The following is a 17,141-nucleotide window of genomic DNA, read 5'->3' as shown; positions in this document are numbered from 1 at the left end:
GTGCCACGTCGTCCTCGCCGCCGCGTTCCTCGGCCACGTCGATGAGCCGGTCCGCGAGGTCGCGCACGTCGTCGGGGCCGGTGGAGATGAGCGCGCGCAGGGTCTGCATGCCGTCGTCGAGGTCGATCCCGGGCTGTTCGACGAGGCCGTCGGTGCACAGCAGCAGCGTCTGGCCGGGGTCGAGTTCGAGGGTGTTGACCGGGTATTCGAGGCGGCCGAACAGGGCGGAGAGGCCGAGGGGCAGGCCGCCTTCGACGGGCAGTCTGCGGCAGCTGCCGTCGGTGTCACGGATGAGCGGGTCGATGTGGCCCGCCCTGACGACCTGCATCACACCCGTGGACAGGTCGACCTCCGCGTACAGGCAGGTCGCGAAGCGCTCGGTGTCGAGTTCGTGCAGGAAGACGGAGGCGCGGGCCATGACGGTGGCTGGCGTGTGCCCCTCGGCCGCGTAGGCGCGCAGCACGATGCGCAGCTGGCCCATGACGGCGGCCGCGTGTGTGTCGTGGCCCTGGACGTCGCCGATGACGGCCCCGACGCGGCCCCCGGGCAGCGGGATCACGTCGTACCAGTCGCCGCCGATGTCCCGGCCGAGGGAGCCGGAGCGGTAGCGGACCGCGATGTCTGCGCCGGGGACGCTGGGGATGGAGCGCGGCAGCATGGCCTGCTGGAGGCCCTGGGCGAGGTCCTTCTCCTGCTCGTAGAACATGGCCCGCTGGAGGCTCTGCGCGATGCTGCTGCCGAGCGCGACCAGGACGTTGCGGTCCTCCGACGAGAAGCCGTGCCGGTCGTTGTAGAGCAGTCCGATGGCGCCGATGGGCCTGGCCTGGGCGATGAGCGGCAGATAGGCGGCCGAGGTGATCTCCAGACCGGTGATGTGCGGCCAGAGCAGCGGGTAGCGCTCGGCGAACTCCTCCGGCGACTCGATGAAGCGCGGGGCGAGCGTGCGCACGGCCTCGCTCATCGGGTACTGCTCGTCGATACGGGTGACCAGCGTGCCCGGTACGAAGCTGCCCTCGGGGCCCTCGGCGACCAGCCGGATGCGGCCGGCCTCGACCAGGCCCATGACGAGGCTCTTGGCGCCCAGGTGGGTGACCCCGTGGGTGTCCTTGAGGACGTCGATGACGTCCTGGACGGTGTGGGCGTGCGCGAGGGCCGCGGTGGTGATCTGCACGACGTTCGTCTGCTGGCGGCGGGCCTCGTCCTGGGCGGCCTGCTCGCGGCGGGCCTCGGCCTCGCCGAGTTCCTCCGTGGCGTCTCGGACGATGCCGATGATGCGGCGCGGACGGCCCGTCTCGTCGCGCCGGATGTAGCCCTGGGTGTGGGTCCAGCGCAGGGTGCCGTCACGGCGGCGGACCCGGAAGTACGCCCCGTAGTTCTCGCTGCCGTCCTTGATGGCCTGGGAGACGTGGGCGTCCAGGCGGCGGCCCTCGGTCGGTGGCACCCGGGGGCTCAGCGATTCGGGGCGGCCGTCGAACTCGTCGGGACGCACGTCGAAGATCTCGTGGGCCAGGACATCCATCTGAAAGGTTCCGGTGTCCAGGTCCCAGTCGAAGCTGCCCATGCGGTTGAGCGCCAGGATCGGGTCCGGGTGGGCGGGCCAGTCGTCCGGGAGTGACAGGGCGCTCGCTCCCCGATCAACCATGGGCCCACCTTGCCAGGATTTGGGTGATTCTTCGACCCGTGGGACGCCCCCGGGAACCGCTCGGCCGACGGATGTACGGCAGGTTGCGCACGGCCGCGCCTAGCCGGGGATCGGGCCGCCGCCGTCGGGCAGGCCGGGGCCCTCCGGGACGGTGTCGGGGCCGGTCTCACTCTCCGGGGAGTCGGCCGGGGAGTCCAGCGGCGGTTCGGGCTGGTCGACGGTGGGCTCGTCGGGGACGTCAGCGTCGGGCGGCGTGCCCGTGTCCGTACCGTCCGGTGGCGACACCAGGTCGTCGGAGGGGTCCGGGGTGGCCGTCTCGGTGACCGTGGGGCAGTCCGAGGGGTCCGGGGACGTGGTGTCCGTGGAGTCGTCCGTCGGAGTGCCCTCGGTGGTGCCGGGGGTGATGGTCACGGTCGGTGTCACGCAGTCGCTCGCGGACTCGTCGGCGCTCTCCGAGGAACTCTCCGACGACGACCCGTCGGGCGACGACTCCTGCGACGACCCGTCCGGCGACGGCGAGGATCCGTCCGGGCGCGGGCTGTGCGGATCGATCACGGGCGCGGGCACGATGCGGTCCTCGTCGCCGTCGTGGTCGCCGATCCGCCGCTCGATCCAGGTGTTGTTCCGGATGTTGATGATCGTGATGTTGACGATCACCCGCGGGGCCGGAGTGACCACGATGACCTTGGTGGGCTCGTAACCGGACCACGGGCGGCCCTTGTGCCCGGGGGCGCCCTGGAGGGCGACCGGCGGCTTGAGGGGGTTCCCGCAGGCGCAGCGCACACGCGGTACGCCCCGGTTGTCGACGAGGACGGCGGTGCCCGCCTGGAGGACGGCCTGGTACTCGGTCGCGCGTCCGTCCCGGAAGCCGTGGTTCGTGACTCTGGTGTCGGCGCGCAGTACGACAGAGGTCAGCCCGCGCAAGTAGTCGGGGATGCCTGCCTGGGCGATGCCGGCGGCCTGGGCGAAGGCTCGCGCCTTGACCTGGTCGGCCGTGAGGAAGCGGATCTGCCGGTCGACGTCGCAGCTGCCGACGCGCCGGGTGCCTCCGTAGAGGCCCGGCGTGCCGCCGGAGAGGGACCGCACGCCCTCCGCCGTGGCTGTGGCCGTGGCGTTTCCGGTGGGCGTGGACTCGGGCGTACGGGTGACGGGTGACGGGGTCGCGGCCGCGGTGGCCGTGGAGTCGGTGAAGGGGTCGGGGCCCTGGTCCGCGACCGGCTGGAGGAAGACCTCTCCGCCGGTGGTGGCGGAGTCGGACGCCTTGTCCCCGTCGCCGCCGCAGCCCCCGGTGAGGAGCGCCGCGGAGAGCGCCCAGGCCGTGACGAGGGTTCTGGTGGGTATGCGCACCACGTTCTCCCGTCCGTCCCGGTCCGGCCCGAGCAATATGTTCACTATTGTCTGTGTCGGTCCCGGGAACCCCGCAAGCCGGAGCAAGTCACACAGCGTCACAATGGAAGGGAAGGGAGCGGGCTCCGTGGAGTGGTTCACAGCCCCCGAGTACTGGATGAGCCGGCTGGTCCTCCAGAAGGCTCTGGCCGTGATCTATCTCGTCGCGTTCCTGGGCGCGGCGCTGCAGTTCCGTGCGCTGATCGGCGAGCGCGGGATGCTGCCGGTGTCCCGGTTCGTGACGCGGGTGCCGTTCCGGCAGGCGCCGAGCGTGTTCCATCTCCACTGCTCCGACCGCTTCTTCGCGGCCTGGGCGTGGACCGGCTGCGCGGTGTCGGTGGCGCTCGTCGCCGGGCTGGACGGTCTGCTGCCGCTCTGGGGCGGCATGCTGCTCTGGCTGGTGCCCTGGGTCATGTATCTGTCGATCGTGAACGTCGGCCAGACCTGGTACTCGTTCGGCTGGGAGTCCCTGCTCCTGGAGACCGGCTTCCTCGCGGTCTTCCTGGGAAACGACGAGGTCGCGCCGCCGGTCGTGGTGCTCTTCCTGCTGCGCTGGATCCTGTTCCGCGTCGAGTTCGGGGCGGGGCTGATCAAGATGCGCGGCGACGCGTGCTGGCGCAAGCTGACCTGCCTCGACCACCACCACGAGACCCAGCCGATGCCGGGCCCGCTGAGCTGGTTCTTCCACCATCTGCCGAAGCCGCTGCACCGGGTCGAGGTGGCCGCCAACCACTTCACCCAACTCGTCGTGCCCGTCCTGCTGTTCACGCCTCGGCCCGTCGCCACGGCCGCCGCGTCCCTGATGATCCTCACCCAGCTGTGGCTGATCCTGTCCGGCAACTTCTCCTGGCTGAACTGGATCACGATCGTGCTGGCCCTCTCGGCACTGGCGCTCCCGGGCACGGCCCCGGACGTCCCCGGCGCCCCGCTCTGGTACGAGGTCGTTGTCCTCGCGGTCGCCGCGCTGCTCGTGACACTGAGCTACCGCCCGGTCCGCAACATGATCTCCCGCCGCCAGGTCATGAACCGCTCCTTCGACCCCCTCCACCTGGTGAACACCTACGGGGCGTTCGGCAGCGTCAGCCGCGTCCGCTACGAGGTGGTGGTCGAGGGCACGGCCGACGCCGTACCCCGCGAGGACTCCGACTGGCGGGAGTACGAGTTCAGGGGCAAGCCCGGCGATCCGCGGCACTGGCCGCGCCAGTTCGCCCCGTACCACCTGCGGCTCGACTGGATGATGTGGTTCGCCGCGCTCTCCCCCGCCTACGCCGGATCGTGGTTCGGCGCCCTGGTGGAGAGGCTCCTGGAGAACGACCGGGACACGCTGCGCCTTCTGCGCCGCTCCCCGTTCCCGCCGGACGCACCGCCCCGGTACGTCCGGGCCCGCCTCTTCCGCTACCGGTACACGACCTGGCAGGAACTGCGGGAGACGGGCGCCTGCTGGGAGCGGACGTATGTACGGGAATTCCTACCGCCGACGCGGCTCGACGCGGTGGTTCAGAGGTCGTAGATGTAGGTCGGCAGTGTGCTTCAGAGGCAGTAGACGCGCTCCGCGGTGCCCTCGAAGACCTGGGCGCGCTCGTCGCTGCTCAGGTCCAGCGTGAGACCGTCGGCCATGAACGAGACTCCGCCGTACGTCGTCGCCAGCGTGCATACCGGCCAGTCGGAGCCGAACATGAGGCGCCCCGGGCCGAAGGCGTCCAGCACGGTGTCCGCGTAGGGCTTCAGCTCCCGCCTCCGCGCCTGCGCCGACCGCTGCTGCGACAGGTCCGTCTCCGTCACCATCCCCGACAGCTTGCACACCGTGTTCGGCAGGCCGGCGAGCGCCCTGATCTCGGAGGCCCACGGCTCCAGTTCGCCCGAGGCGATGGGCGGCTTCCCCAAGTGGTCGAGGACGAAGGTGAGACCGGGCAGTGCGGCGGCCGCCCCGGCACAGGCTGGAAGCTGGTGGGGAAGTACCACCAGGTCGTACACGAGCCCGGCCGCCGCCACCGCGCCCAGCCCTCGCTGAACATCGGGGCGCAGCAGCCATTCGGGGTCCGGCTCGCCCTGGACCTGGTGGCGGATGCCCTTGAGGTGGCGGCCGCCCGGCAGTTCTCTCAAGCGGGCCAGTTCGTCGGCCACGTCGGGGCTGGTGAGGTCGGTCCAGCCGACTACTCCGCCGATCAGGTCGTGCGCCTCCGCGAGGGCCAGGAACTCCGGGGTCTCCTCCGCCACCGTGACCGTCTGCACGAGGACGGTCCGGGTGACTCCGACGGCACGCGCCTCGGGCTCCAGGTCCTCGACGGTGAAGTTCCTTCTCAGGGGCGCCAGTTCGGGTCCTGTGATCCAGTCCTGGTCCCGTACGGAGAGGTCCCAGACGTGGTGGTGGGCGTCGACGGCGCCCGTGCGTGCGGTCATGGCAGCTCCCATACGACAGGCAGCTCCGCCTGCGAGCCCTCGGCCGAGTAGTCGTGCACCACGTCGAGGAGCTCCGCCATCCGGGCCTGCCAGGCGATGTTGACCGGCAGTTGCTCCAGTTCGGCGAGGAGTCGCGGGTAGTCCTCGCACTCCAGGACGTGGAAGAGGTCGGTCCCGCTGCGCCAGATCGTCCAGGAGGAGGCTCCGGCGGCGCGGATGGCGTCCGTGAGTTTCTCGGGGACCTCGCGGTGGGCGGCGTCGTACTCGGCGATGCGGTCGGCGCGGACCTTGGTGTGCAGGGCCACTCTCATGACGGCTCCTTCGGCTTCGACGCGTTCTCCCCGGGTACGGGGGCGTCGGCGGGCAGGAGGTCCGCGTCCCGCACCTCCTGCCAGAAGGTCGCGGGCACGGGCGTCGCGAACTGCTCGGCGCAGTCCCGGACTTCGTGCGGCGACTTGGCTCCCACGAGGACGCCCGCGACGGCCGGATGGGCGGCGCAGAAGGCCAGGGCGGCGGCGCGCAGGGTGGTGCCGTGCCGGTCGGCCATGGCGTCGAGGGCGAGGGCACGGTCCAGCACCTCGGGCGGTGCGGCCGTGTAGTTGTACGTCGCTCCCGGCCTCGGGTCGGCCAGCAGACCGGAGTTGAAGGCGCCACCGACGACGACCGAGGTCCCGCGCTCCTGCGCGGCCGGCAGCAGTTCGGTCAGCGCGGCCTGGTCCAGGAGGGTGTAGCGCCCGGCGCACAGCACCACGTCGACGTCGGTGTCGAGGATGAAGCGGGTGAGCATCTCGGCCTGGTTCATGCCCGCGCCGATCGCGCCCACCACGCCCTCCGCGCGGAGTTTCTCCAGCGCCGGATAGCCCTCCCGGAAGGCCTGTTCGGCGTGGTCGTCCGGGTCGTGGAGGTAGACGACGTCCACCCGGTCGAGGCCGAGCCGCTCCAGGCTGGCCTCCAGGCTGCGCCGTACGCCGTCCGCGCTGAAGTCCCATACGCGGCGGTGCGTGGCGGGCACGGCGAAGCCGTTGGCGAGGTCGTCGCCGCCCGCGTCGCTGGGCTCCAGACGGCGGCCCACCTTGGTCGAGATGGTGTACGCCGACCGGGGGCGCCCGCTCAGGGCCGCGCCCAGGCGGCGTTCGGAGAGGCCGATGCCGTAGTGGGGCGCGGTGTCGAAGTACCGGATGCCCGCGTCCCAGGCGGCGCCGACTGTCTCGTACGCCTGCTCCTCGCCGACCTCGGTGAAGAGGTTGCCGATGCCGGCGGCGCCGAGGGCGAGGCTGGTGATCTCCACGCCGCTTCGACCGAGCCGGTTCACCGGCCCGCCCAGCGGCCCGCTCACTGGCCCGCCGGACGCAGTCGCAGCCCCTGCATACCGCCGTCCACGGCGAGCGCGGTGCCGGTGGTGGCGCCGGACAGCGGGCCCGCCAAGTAGGCGACGGCGCCCGCGACTTCGGACGCGGTGACGAGGCGGCCGGTGGGCTGGCGGGCCTCCAGGGCGGTCCGTTCGGCGGCGGGGTCCGTCGCGGCGTCCAGGAGACGGCCGACCCAGGGGGTGTCGACGGTGCCGGGGTTCACGCAGTTGACGCGGATGCCCTCGCGGACGTGGTCGGCGGCCATGGCGAGGGTCAGCGACAGGACGGCGCCCTTGGACGCGGAGTACAGGGCGCGCTGCGGGAGGCCCGCGGTGGCAGCGATGGAGCAGGTGTTCACAATGGTCGCGTGCGAGGACTTCCGCAGGTGAGGCAGGGCCGCCCGGGCCGTACGGACCATGCCGACGACGTTGACGTCCAGCACACGGTGCCAGACCTCGTCGTCGTTGTCCTCGACGGTGCCCTGCGCGCCGATGCCCGCGTTGTTGATCAGCACGTCGAGACCGCCCAGGTCGGCGACCGCGGCGGCGACGGCCCGGCGTACGGAGTCGTCGTCGGTGACGTCGGCCTGGTAGCCGAGCAGGGGCTTCTCCACGCTCGCGGGGTCCAGGTCCAGAACGGCGACCTGGGCGCCGCGGGAGGCGAGGAGCTCCGCGGTGGCCCGGCCGATGCCGGAGGCGCCGCCCGTCACCAGGGCCTTGAGGCCCTCGAAGTCGCTCATGCCGCCTGCTCCTTCTGCCGGTCGAGGTCGGCGGCCCAGAAGGTCCCGCCGGGGAACGTGAACTCCGCGATGGACTCCGGCCGCATGGTCGCCGAGAAGCCCGGTGAGGTGGGTGCCATGTAGTGACCCTCTCTGATCACCACCGGGTCGAGGAAGTGGGCGTGCAGATGGTCCACGTACTCGATCACGCGGTCCTCGGTCGTTCCGGACAGCGCCACGTAGTCGAACATCGAGAGGTGCTGGACCAGTTCGCACAGGCCGACGCCGCCGGCGTGCGGGCAGACGGGGATGCCGAACTTGGCCGCGAGAAGCAGGATCGCGAGGTTCTCGTTGACGCCGCCGACACGGGCCGCGTCGATCTGCAGGACGTCGATGGCGCCCGCCTGGAGCAGCTGCTTGAAGATGATCCGGTTCTGTACGTGCTCGCCGGTGGCGACCTTGACCGGGGCGATCGCCTTGCGGATCGTGGCGTGGCCGAGGACGTCGTCGGGGCTGGTGGGCTCCTCGATCCAGTACGGGTCGAACTCGGCGAGTGCCCTGGTCCACTCGATGGCCTCGTCGACGTTCCAGCGCTGGTTGGCGTCGATGGCGACGCGGATGTCGGGGCCGACGACGGAGCGGGCCACCCGGCAGCGGCGTACGTCGTCGGCGAGGTCCGCGCCGACCTTCAGCTTGATCTGGGTGAAGCCGTCGGCGACGGCCTGGCGGGCCAGCCGGGTGAGCTTCTCGTCGGAGTACCCGAGCCAGCCCGGCGAGGTCGTGTAGCCGGGGAAGCCACGCTCCTTGAGCAGCGCGACGCGTTCCGTCGCGCCTTCCCGGCCCTCGCTCAGCAGGCGGAGCGCGTCCTCGGGGGTGAGGACGTCCGCGATGTAGCGGAAGTCCACCTGGGACACGAGCCATTCGGGCGTGGCGTCGGCGAGCAGCTGCCACAGGGGTTTCTCGGCGCGCTTGGCGGCCAGGTCCCAGACGGCGTTGACGACGGCGCCGATCGCCATGTGCATCACGCCCTTCTCGGGCCCCAGCCACCGCAGTTGGCTGTCCCCGATCAGGTCCCGGCTCAACGCGCCCGGATCCGCGCACAGTTCGTCCACCGGCCGGCCCAGAATGTGCGGGCGCAGCGCCTCGATCGCGGCGACCTGGACATCGTTGCCCCGCCCGATGGTGAAGGTGAACCCGTGCCCCTCCAGGCCGTCGGCCGTGTCGTCGCTGCCTGTGCGCAGCACGACGTACGCGGCCGAGTAGTCGGGATCCGGGTTCATCGCGTCGGAGCCGTCGAGCTCACGCGAGGTGGGGAAACGGATGTCGTAGGTGTCAACCGCGATGATGCGGGAGGCGGCGGATGCGGACACAGAAGTGCCTTTCGGTCAGAGACAAGGAGGCGGACTACCAAAGCCCGGTGCGCCATGGCGCGCCCCTTGAGGGGCGCGGGGAACTGCGCGCTGAGCCACAACGGACCCGCAGCTCCACACCACACCTAGTCCTGCGCACGGCCGGTGGTCACGCGGGCAATCATCAGGGCAACCAGGATGATTCCCCCATAAATGGCCTGGATCCAGAAGGATGGAACCTGGGCAAGAGTGAGCAAGTTCTGCACAACCCCAAGAAGGAGGACGCCCGTGAGGGCGCCGAACATCGTGCCTTTGCCCCCGTCGAGGCTGATGCCGCCGATGACCGCCGCCGCGAACACCGTGAAGATCATGTTCTGACCCTGGTTGGCGTTGATCGCGCCGACGTAGCCGGTCTGCATGAGACCGCCGACCGCGGCGAGCGTCCCGGCGACGACGAAGACGCCGAGCATCACGCGCTCGACCCGGATGCCGGCCGCGCGGGCCGCGTCCGCGTTGCCGCCGATCGCGTACAGGGCACGCCCCAGGCGGTGGTACTTGAGGAAGAACCCGGCGACACCGAACGACGCCGCCGCCAGCCACACCGAGATGGGCACGGTCAGGAAGGTGGTGGTGGCGAGCGCGTAGAAGGCGTCGGGCATGCCGAAGAGCGTCTTGCCCTCGGTCGCGCCGACGAGCAGACCACGCAGGATGATCAGCATCGCCAGCGTCACGATGAACGCGTTGAGCTTGAGCTTCACCACGAGGATGCCGTTGAAGCCGCCGATGATCGCGCCCACCACGAGGATCGCGAGCAGGGCGACTCCGGCGGGCAGTTCCGTGCCCCAGCCCGACTGTGCGGCGGGCAGCAGCAACAGCGCTCCGACGGCGGGCGCGATGCCGACGACCGACTCCAGCGACAGGTCGAACTTGCCGGTGATGAGCACGAGCGACTCGGCGAGGACCACCATCGCGAGGGCGGCCGAGGCGCCCAGGATGGAGATCAGGTTCTGCTCGGTGAGGAAGGCGTCGTTGACGAACGCACCGAGCACGAGCAGCAGCAACAGGGCTGGCACTAGGGCGAGTTCGCGTGCCCTGCGCAGGAGTACGGCCTTGGCGTCGGCCTTGCTCTTGAGCGGCCGTAGGGGGGTGGAGGCCGAGGCCGACGGGGCCTTCGTGTCAGCCATGGTGGTCCACTCCTTCGATGGAGGCGATCAGCTCGTGGTCGCGCCAGCCCGCCGGGTGCTCGGCGACGACGCGGCCGTGGAAGAGGACGAGGACGCGGTCGCAGCGGCGCAGGTCGTCGAGTTCGTCGGAGACGACGAGCACGGCGGTGCCGTCGTCACGGGCCGAGTCCATGCGGGAGAGCAGGGATTCCTTGGACTTCACGTCGACGCCCGCGGTGGGGTTGATCAGGACCAGCAGCCGGGGGTCGGAGGCGAGGGCCCGGGCCATGACGACCTTCTGCGCGTTGCCTCCGGAGAGGTCGGACACGGGCTGGTCGGGCCCCTCGGTGTGGATGTCGAGGCGGTCGATCAGCTCGTCGGCGAAGCCCCGCCTGCGGTCGGTGCCGACGAATCCGTACCGGCCGAGGCGGTCCAGGACGCTCATGGTGGCGTTGTCGCCGACGGTCATGCCGAAGACGAGACCCTGCCCGTGCCGGTCGCGCGGGACACAGCCGACCCCCGCGCGAAGAGCGGCCGTGACATCGCCGAACGGCAGCTGCCTGCCCTCCAGTTGGGCGGTTCCGCCGGTCGGCGTGTGCAGTCCCGCGAAGGACTCGGCCAGCTCGATCTTGCCGCTGCCGCTCGATCCGGCGAGACCGACGACCTCACCACCGCGGACGGTGAGGTCGATGCTCTCGTACGACTCCGAGGTGAGCCCGTGTGCTTCGAGGACGACGGGCGCGCCGGCGTCCACGTCGCCACGGGCGGCCTTCTCCTCCACGGCGGCGATGGACTCCCCCGCCATGGCCTCGACCAGGGCCGCCCGCGGGAGCTCGGCCACCGGGGCCGTGGTGATCCAGCGCGCGTCGCGCAGGACCGTCACGGTCTGGCACACCTCGTACACCTCCTGGAGGTGGTGCGAGATGAACAGGAACGTGACGCCGGACTCCTGGAGCGCGCGCATGCGGGTGAAGAGGCGCTCGATCTCCCGGTTGTCGAGCTGGGCGGTAGGTTCGTCGAGGACGATGAACCGGGCGCCGAAGCTCAACGCCCGGGCGATCTCCACCATTTGGCGGTCCTCGACCTTGAGGTCGGCGGTCCGCGCGTCCGGGTCGACGTGGACGTCCCAGGTGTCCAGGACCTCGGCGGCCTCGGTCTTCAGCCGGCGCCAGCTGATGAAGCCGCCGCGGCCCTGCGGCTGCCGGTTGATGAAGAGGTTCTCGGCGACGGTCAGCTCGGGGACGACGGTGGGCTTCTGGTAGACGCAGGCCACCTTGCGCCGCCAGGCGTCCCGGTCTGTGAGCGGGGGCGCCGGCTCGCCGTCGAAGCTGACCGTGCCCTCGTCGGGGGCCTGGAGGCCGGTGAGAACGGTGACGAGGGTGGACTTGCCCGCGCCGTTGCGGCCGACGAGGGCATGGGACTCGCCCGCGTGCACGGTCAGCCGGCCGTCGGCGAGGGCGACCGTGGGGCCGTACCGCTTGGCGATGCCCCGCGCCTCAACGAGTGGTGTGCTCATTTGACCGTGTTGCCCCACAGCTCGGGGTCGTCGACGTTCTCCTTGGTCACCAGCGGAGCGGGCAGCTGGTCCTCGAGGATGCCGCTGGGCAGCTTGACGATCTCGGAGTCGTGGTCGGTCGGGCCCGGCTCGAAGGTCTTCCCCTCCATCGCCGCCTTGATGTAGTACATGCCGTACTTGGCGTAGAGGTCGGCAGGCTGCGAGACGGTGGCGTCGATCTGGCCCTTGCGGATGGCGTCGTACTCCTGCGGGATGCCGTCGTTCGAGACGATCGCGATGTGGCCCTTCTGGCCGACCGTCTTCAGCAGCCCCTTGGACTTCAGGGTCTGCAGCGTGGGCGCGAGGTAGACGCCGCCCGCCTGCATGTAGATGCCCTTGATGTCCGGGTTGGCGTTCAGGAGCGTGTCCAGCTTGGAGGCCGCCGTGTCGGACTCCCACTTGGCGGGGATCTCCAGGACCTTCAGCTTCGGGAACTTCTCCTTGACGCAGGCCCGGAAGGCCTCGGAGCGGTCCCGGCCGTTGACCGAGGCCAGGTCGCCCATGATCTGTACGACCTTGCCGGAGGGGATCTGCTTGCCGAGGTACTCGCAGGCCTTCTCCCCGTACGCGACGTTGTTGGCGCGTACGACCATCGCGACCTTGCCCTTCTCGGGCGCCACGTCCACGGCGACCACGGGCACGCCCTTGCGCTCGGCCTGGTCGAGCCCGGCGGAGATCGCGGCGCTGTCCAGGGGGGCCACGACGAGGCCCTTCACGCCCTGGTTGAGCTGGTTGTTGATGTCCGTGATCTGCTGCGACGGGTCGCTGTTGGAGTTCACGGTCTTGAGGGCGTCGACGTCCTCGGTCTTCGCCATCTTGGGCACGTAGTCGTTGTACGACTGCCAGAACGGCGAGGTCAGCAGGGGCAGGATCACGCCGACCTTGCCGCTGCCGTCGCCTCCGCCGTCGCCCTTGGAGGCGACGTTGTCCTTGGTGCTGCCGCATGCCGCGAGTACGAGCGTGGCGCAGGCGGCAACGGCCGCCGCACGTATCGCCCGTGAGGTGTTTCGACCGTTCCGGTACCGCACTGTTCTGCCGGCCATCTATCGGCTCCTCGTTGAGCGTGATCGAGCAGGTGCCACGCATATTTATCAGACCACTTCCCCCTGACAACACCCCTGGACCGCATTTTTCCCTGGTTTTCATGCGTAGTGGTCCGACCACCTGAGTGGTTAGACTGCGGCGCACCCGGCAACAGGAGGACATGGCGTGGACGAGAGCCTGCCCCAGGGGACGACGACGGCCCCGCAGAAGGGGACCGTGACGCAGCGCGCCATCGACCAGATCAAGGCGATGATCGGCGAGGGCCGTCTGGAGCCGGGCGCACGGCTGCCCACCGAGCGGGATCTGGCGTCACAGCTGGGCATCTCGCGCAGCTCGATGCGCGAGGCGATCCGGGCCCTCACGGTCCTGGGCGTCCTGGAGGCCCGGCACGGGTCCGGGATCTACGTCACGCAGCTGGAGGCCGGGGACCTGCTGGAGACCTTCGGCGTGGTCGCGGACCTCTCCCGGGGGCCGGGGCTGGTCGAACTCCTCGAAGTGCGGCGCATCCTGGAGTCGACGGCGACGGCGCTCGCGGCCGCACGGATCACCCCCGACCAACTGGCCGAGGTCGAGAAGCACTTGACGGCCATGAACGCGACGGACGACCCGGAGGAGATCCTCTCCCACGACCTGGCGTTCCACCGTGCCATCGGGGTCGCCGCGGGCAACGACACGATGGCGGCGATCCTGGAGGGACTCTCCTCGCGCACGTTTCGCGCCCGGGTCTGGCGCGGTTACCAGGAGGAGGGGGCGTTCGAGCGCACGCGGCGGGAGCATGCGGCCATCCATCGTGCGCTGGTCGCCCGCGATCCTGAGGCCGCGCGGGCGGCCGCGGCCGCGCATGTGGGCGAGGTCGAGCAATGGCTTCGGACCCAGCTCCAGCCTTGAGGGCTGGAACCGGGGCCGATGTGGCCTACCTGCGGGCCGGCGGGGGCTTGTCGCGCAGTTCCCCGCGCCCCTGAAAGACGGGGCTGCGCCCCGGTCTTTCGCCTTTAGGGGCGCGGGGGAACTGCGCGAGCAACCACACCGCACCCGCAGCCTAAAAGGAACCTCAGGCCCTCTTCAGCCTCAGCGTCACCAGCTCGAACGGGCGGAGTTTCAGGGTGATCCTGCTGCCGTCCCGCTCCGGGGCGACCGCGTCGGCCAGGGGCCGTTCCAGCAGGTCCGTCACCGTGACGGAATCGACCTCGAAGCCCGCCGTGAGGGTGGCCCGGCTGCGGCCGCCGCGGGACTCGTGGAAGCGGACGATCACATCACCGCTGCCGTCGTCGGCGAGTTTCACCGCGGTGACCACGACCGCGTCCTGGGCGACGGCCACCAGAGGCGCGACCTCCGAGGCCCCGCCCACGACCTTCCGCTCGGGCAGGTTGATCCGCCAGCCCTCGCGCACCGCGTCGCCGATCGCGGCGCCGGGCACCAGCGCGTGCCGGAAGCGGTGGACGCCCTGGTCGGTCTCGGGGTCGGGGAAGCGCGGGGCGCGCAGCAGCGAGACGCGGACCGTGGTGGTCGTACCACCGTCGTCGCGCACCGCCCGCGTCACGTCATGGCCGTACGTCGAGTCGTGGGCGACCGCGACACCCCAGCCGGGCTCCTCCATGTGGACGAACCGGTGGTTGCAGGCCTCGAACTTGGCGGACTCCCAGGACGTGTTGGTGTGCGTCGGCCGGAAGAAGTGCCCGAACTGCGTCTCGGACGCGTACCGCTCGGCGTGCACGTCGAGCGGGAAGGCCAGCTTCAGGAACTTCTCCGTCTCGTGCCAGTCGACCTCGGTGCCGATGTCGAGCCGCCACTCCCCCGGCGCGAGCGACAGCACCTGCGTGACCTTCGACGCCCCGAAGGTCCGTACGATCCGGACCGAGACGCCGTCGTCGCCGGGGGCGACCTCGTCGGCGTCGACCAGGTCGGTGACCGTGTTCCGGTAGAACTCGTCGACGTCCCAGGCGTCCCACATGTTGGGGAAGTCGGGGTGGATCTGGAGCAGGTTGGCCGCCTTGCCGGGCGCGAGGGTCTCACGGTCCGCGGCGAGGTCGAACGCGGAGACGACGAGTCCGCGCTCGTCGATCTCGATCCGCAGCCGTCCGTTGTCGATCACATAGCCGCCGTCCGTGCGCGGCACCAGCGTGCACTCGCCGCCGACGGCCGGGGTCCGCGCCCCGCCGGCGGGCACCCCGTCGCGGATGTGCGGCGCCGAGTTGAAGGCGAGGGCGGTCGTGCCCTCACCGGCCAGCGCGCGCTGGGCGGAGTCGATGATGCCGTTCAGTTCCTCGGCGACGGCCTCGTACGTCCTACGGGCCTCGCGGTGCACCCAGGCGATGGACGAGCCGGGCAGGATGTCGTGGAACTGGTGGAGCAGCACCGTCTTCCAGAGGCGGTCCAACTCCTCGTACGGGTAGGTGAATTTGGTCCGGACGGCCGCGGTCGCCGCCCACAGTTCGGCCTCGCGCAGGAGGTGCTCGCTGCGCCGGTTGCCCTGCTTGGTCCTGGCCTGGCTGGTGAGCGTGGCGCGGTGCAGCTCCAGGTACAACTCGCCCACCCACACAGGGGCGTTGGGGTACTCTGCCTCCGCCTTCTCGAAGAACTTCTCCGGGGTCTCCCAGACCACGGTCGCCGAGCCTTCGAGGTCCCGGAGCCGGGCCGCCTTGGCGACCATCTCGCGGGTCGTGCCACCGCCGCCGTCGCCCCAGCCGGTCGGTGCGAGGGAGTGCCGGGCGGCGCCCTTGTCCTTGAAGTTCTTCGCCGCGTGGGCGATCTCGCTGCCCTTCATGGAGCAGTTGTACGTGTCCACGGGCGGGAAGTGCGTGAAGATCCGCGTGCCGTCGATGCCCTCCCACTGGAAGGTGTGGTGCGGGAACTTGTTGGTCTGGGACCACGAGATCTTCTGTGTGAGCAGCCATTTGGAGCCCGCCGCCTTGATGATCTGCGGCAGTCCGGCGGCGAAGCCGAAGGTGTCCGGCAGCCAAGCCTCCTCGTTCTCGACGCCGAACTCGTCGAGGAAGAACCGTTTGCCGTGCACGAACTGACGGGCCATCGCCTCGGAGCCCGGCATGTTGGTGTCCGACTCGACCCACATGCCGCCGGCGGGAACGAACCGCCCGTCGGCCACGGCCTTCTTCACCTTCGCCCACACCTCGGGCCGGTGCTCCTTCACCCAGGCCCACTGCTGGGCCTGCGACATGGCGAAGACGAAGTCCGGCTCGTCCTCGATGAGGGCGGTCATGTTGGAGGTGGTCCGGGCGACCTTGCGTACGGTCTCGCGCAGCGGCCACAGCCACGCCGAGTCGATGTGGGCGTGGCCGACCGCGCTGATGCGGTGGGCGGAGGGGACGGCGGGGGCGGACAGCACCCCTTCGAGGTGCGTGCGGGCCGCGGCCGCCGTGCCGCCCACGTTCTGCAGATCGACGGCGTCGAGGGCCTTCTCCACGGCCCGGAGGATGTCCCAGCGGCGGGCGGACTCCACCGGCAGCTCGGCCATCAGCTCGCCCAGCACCTCCAGGTCGACGACCAGCTGCCACACCGTCTCGTCGAGGACGGCGAGGTCCATGCGCTCCAGCTTGTACTGCGGTTCGCTGCCCGCCGTCTCCTTGTCGCCCAACTGCGTGGGCCGGAAGGGGTGGTAGTCGAGGATGACGGGGTTGGACGCGGCCTCGACGTGCAGCCGCACCTCCTCGCCACCCTCGACCGGGGCGCCGATCCGCACCCACTGGTTGCGCGGGTTCAGACCCTTCACCGGCGTGCCGTCGGGCCGGTAGACGAGGCCCTCGCACTGGAAGCCGGGCATGTTCTCGTCGAAGCCGAGGTCGAGGATCGCCTCGACGGTCCTCCCGGCCCACTCCTGGGGCACGGTCCCGGTCACCCGGAACCAGCTCGTGCCCCACGGAGCACCCCACCGCGCGCCCGCCTCGATCGGTTCGACCGGGGCGGACAGCCCTTCGTCGACCGGCACGGGCTCGCCGGGCGCGTGCCACACCGCCACTTCCAGTGGTACCGACTCGGGGTACACGGCGGGTCGTATGCGCTCGTCGAGCACACGCTTGAGGCGGGCTTCGACCAGGCTGCGGTCGTCATGCATGTGAGGTGCTCCGTAACTCCGTTGTGCGGGTTGCTGCTCGGTGTCGGTGGTCAACACCGGCTTTCGACGGTGACCACCTGGTCGGCGGTCACCAGGTGTGTGTGACGGTAGCGGGGGCCGACGCGGTGTAAAGCTCCCCCACGGCCCGCAGTTCGAACCTCGCCGTGGACTCACCGCCCTCGGGTGTCAATCCGCCGACGAAGAAGGCCCGCTGCGCGGTGCCGCCGAGGAAGCGCCGGGTGCCGTCGGGCAGGACCCGGTGCAGCGTGTAGTGGCGTACGTCGCCGGGGACGGCCCGCCACGCGAAGCGCAGGTCGCCTCCCGAGGCACCGGTGATGCTCAGGTCGGCCGGGACGGACGGGCTCTGGGCGGCCTGGTTCCGTACGGCGAGTCCGCCGAGCCGCCACTTCACGGCGCCGCCGGCCCCGGTGGGCCGGGCGCCGGGGCCGTGCACGGTGCCGCCGGC

General features: G+C 70.7%; 13 protein-coding genes and 1 pseudogene. 2 read left to right on the top strand and 12 right to left on the bottom strand.

Annotated features, from left to right (window positions below; all coding sequences use genetic code 11):
• The coding region (locus tag O3Q52_RS29380) for a SpoIIE family protein phosphatase (RefSeq protein ID WP_269651715.1) at window positions 1–1,642 on the bottom strand (1,642 nt) is incomplete at its 3' end.
• Window positions 1,643–1,741: 99 nt separating this feature from the next.
• Window positions 1,742–3,034, bottom strand: coding sequence for a DUF6777 domain-containing protein (locus O3Q52_RS29375; RefSeq protein WP_269651714.1), 1,293 nt, complete (start codon window positions 3,032–3,034; stop codon window positions 1,742–1,744).
• 82 nt (window positions 3,035–3,116) lie between these two features.
• Between O3Q52_RS29375 and O3Q52_RS29370 the strand changes: the two genes are divergently transcribed.
• Window positions 3,117–4,538: a lipase maturation factor family protein gene (locus O3Q52_RS29370; RefSeq protein WP_269651713.1), complete on the top strand. Its 1,422-nt coding sequence runs from the start codon at window positions 3,117–3,119 to the stop codon at window positions 4,536–4,538.
• A 20-nt stretch (window positions 4,539–4,558) separates the two neighbouring features.
• On the opposite strand, the gene O3Q52_RS29365 is transcribed toward O3Q52_RS29370, so the two are convergent.
• The 8 genes from O3Q52_RS29365 to O3Q52_RS29330 form a co-directional block, all read right to left on the bottom strand.
• Window positions 4,559–5,428, bottom strand: coding sequence for an amidohydrolase (locus O3Q52_RS29365; protein WP_269651712.1), 870 nt, complete (start codon window positions 5,426–5,428; stop codon window positions 4,559–4,561).
• On the bottom strand, window positions 5,425–5,739 hold the full coding sequence (locus tag O3Q52_RS29360; protein ID WP_269651711.1) for an L-rhamnose mutarotase: 315 nt from the start codon (window positions 5,737–5,739) through the stop codon (window positions 5,425–5,427). The genes O3Q52_RS29365 and O3Q52_RS29360 overlap by 4 nt, the downstream gene beginning before the upstream one ends.
• Entirely contained in the window at window positions 5,736–6,740 is a 1,005-nt protein-coding gene (locus O3Q52_RS29355) for an aldo/keto reductase (protein ID WP_269651716.1), read from the bottom strand. The genes O3Q52_RS29360 and O3Q52_RS29355 overlap by 4 nt, the downstream gene beginning before the upstream one ends.
• Before the next feature lie 20 nt (window positions 6,741–6,760).
• Window positions 6,761–7,516, bottom strand: coding sequence for an SDR family NAD(P)-dependent oxidoreductase (locus O3Q52_RS29350; protein WP_269651710.1), 756 nt, complete (start codon window positions 7,514–7,516; stop codon window positions 6,761–6,763).
• Window positions 7,513–8,865, bottom strand: a complete 1,353-nt coding sequence (locus O3Q52_RS29345) for an L-fuconate dehydratase (RefSeq protein ID WP_269651709.1) — start codon at window positions 8,863–8,865, stop codon at window positions 7,513–7,515. The genes O3Q52_RS29350 and O3Q52_RS29345 overlap by 4 nt, the downstream gene beginning before the upstream one ends.
• Window positions 8,866–8,990: 125 nt before the next feature.
• Window positions 8,991–10,028: an ABC transporter permease gene (locus O3Q52_RS29340; protein ID WP_269651708.1), complete on the bottom strand. Its 1,038-nt coding sequence runs from the start codon at window positions 10,026–10,028 to the stop codon at window positions 8,991–8,993.
• Complete coding sequence (locus O3Q52_RS29335) at window positions 10,021–11,523, bottom strand: sugar ABC transporter ATP-binding protein (RefSeq protein ID WP_269651707.1); 1,503 nt, start codon at window positions 11,521–11,523, stop codon at window positions 10,021–10,023. Before O3Q52_RS29335 ends, O3Q52_RS29340 begins: the two co-directional genes overlap by 8 nt.
• Window positions 11,520–12,605, bottom strand: a complete 1,086-nt coding sequence (locus tag O3Q52_RS29330) for a sugar ABC transporter substrate-binding protein (RefSeq protein ID WP_269651706.1) — start codon at window positions 12,603–12,605, stop codon at window positions 11,520–11,522. The genes O3Q52_RS29335 and O3Q52_RS29330 overlap by 4 nt, the downstream gene beginning before the upstream one ends.
• A gap of 166 nt (window positions 12,606–12,771) precedes the next feature.
• Between O3Q52_RS29330 and O3Q52_RS29325 the strand changes: the two genes are divergently transcribed.
• A complete protein-coding gene (locus O3Q52_RS29325) occupies window positions 12,772–13,494 on the top strand; it encodes a FadR/GntR family transcriptional regulator (protein WP_269651705.1) in 723 nt (240 codons plus the stop codon).
• Window positions 13,495–13,657: 163 nt separating this feature from the next.
• Here O3Q52_RS29325 and O3Q52_RS29320 read toward each other — a convergent pair whose 3' ends face one another.
• Window positions 13,658–16,675: a glycoside hydrolase family 38 C-terminal domain-containing protein gene (locus tag O3Q52_RS29320; RefSeq protein ID WP_269651704.1), complete on the bottom strand. Its 3,018-nt coding sequence runs from the start codon at window positions 16,673–16,675 to the stop codon at window positions 13,658–13,660.
• A gap of 88 nt (window positions 16,676–16,763) precedes the next feature.
• A pseudogene (locus O3Q52_RS29315) lies at window positions 16,764–17,141 on the bottom strand (endo-beta-N-acetylglucosaminidase); the annotation flags it as partial.

It is taken from the genome of Streptomyces sp. ActVer, assembly GCF_027270795.1.
GTDB classification, from domain to species: domain Bacteria; phylum Actinomycetota; class Actinomycetes; order Streptomycetales; family Streptomycetaceae; genus Streptomyces; species Streptomyces umbrinus_A.
This window is presented reverse-complemented; position numbering and strand designations above follow the sequence as displayed.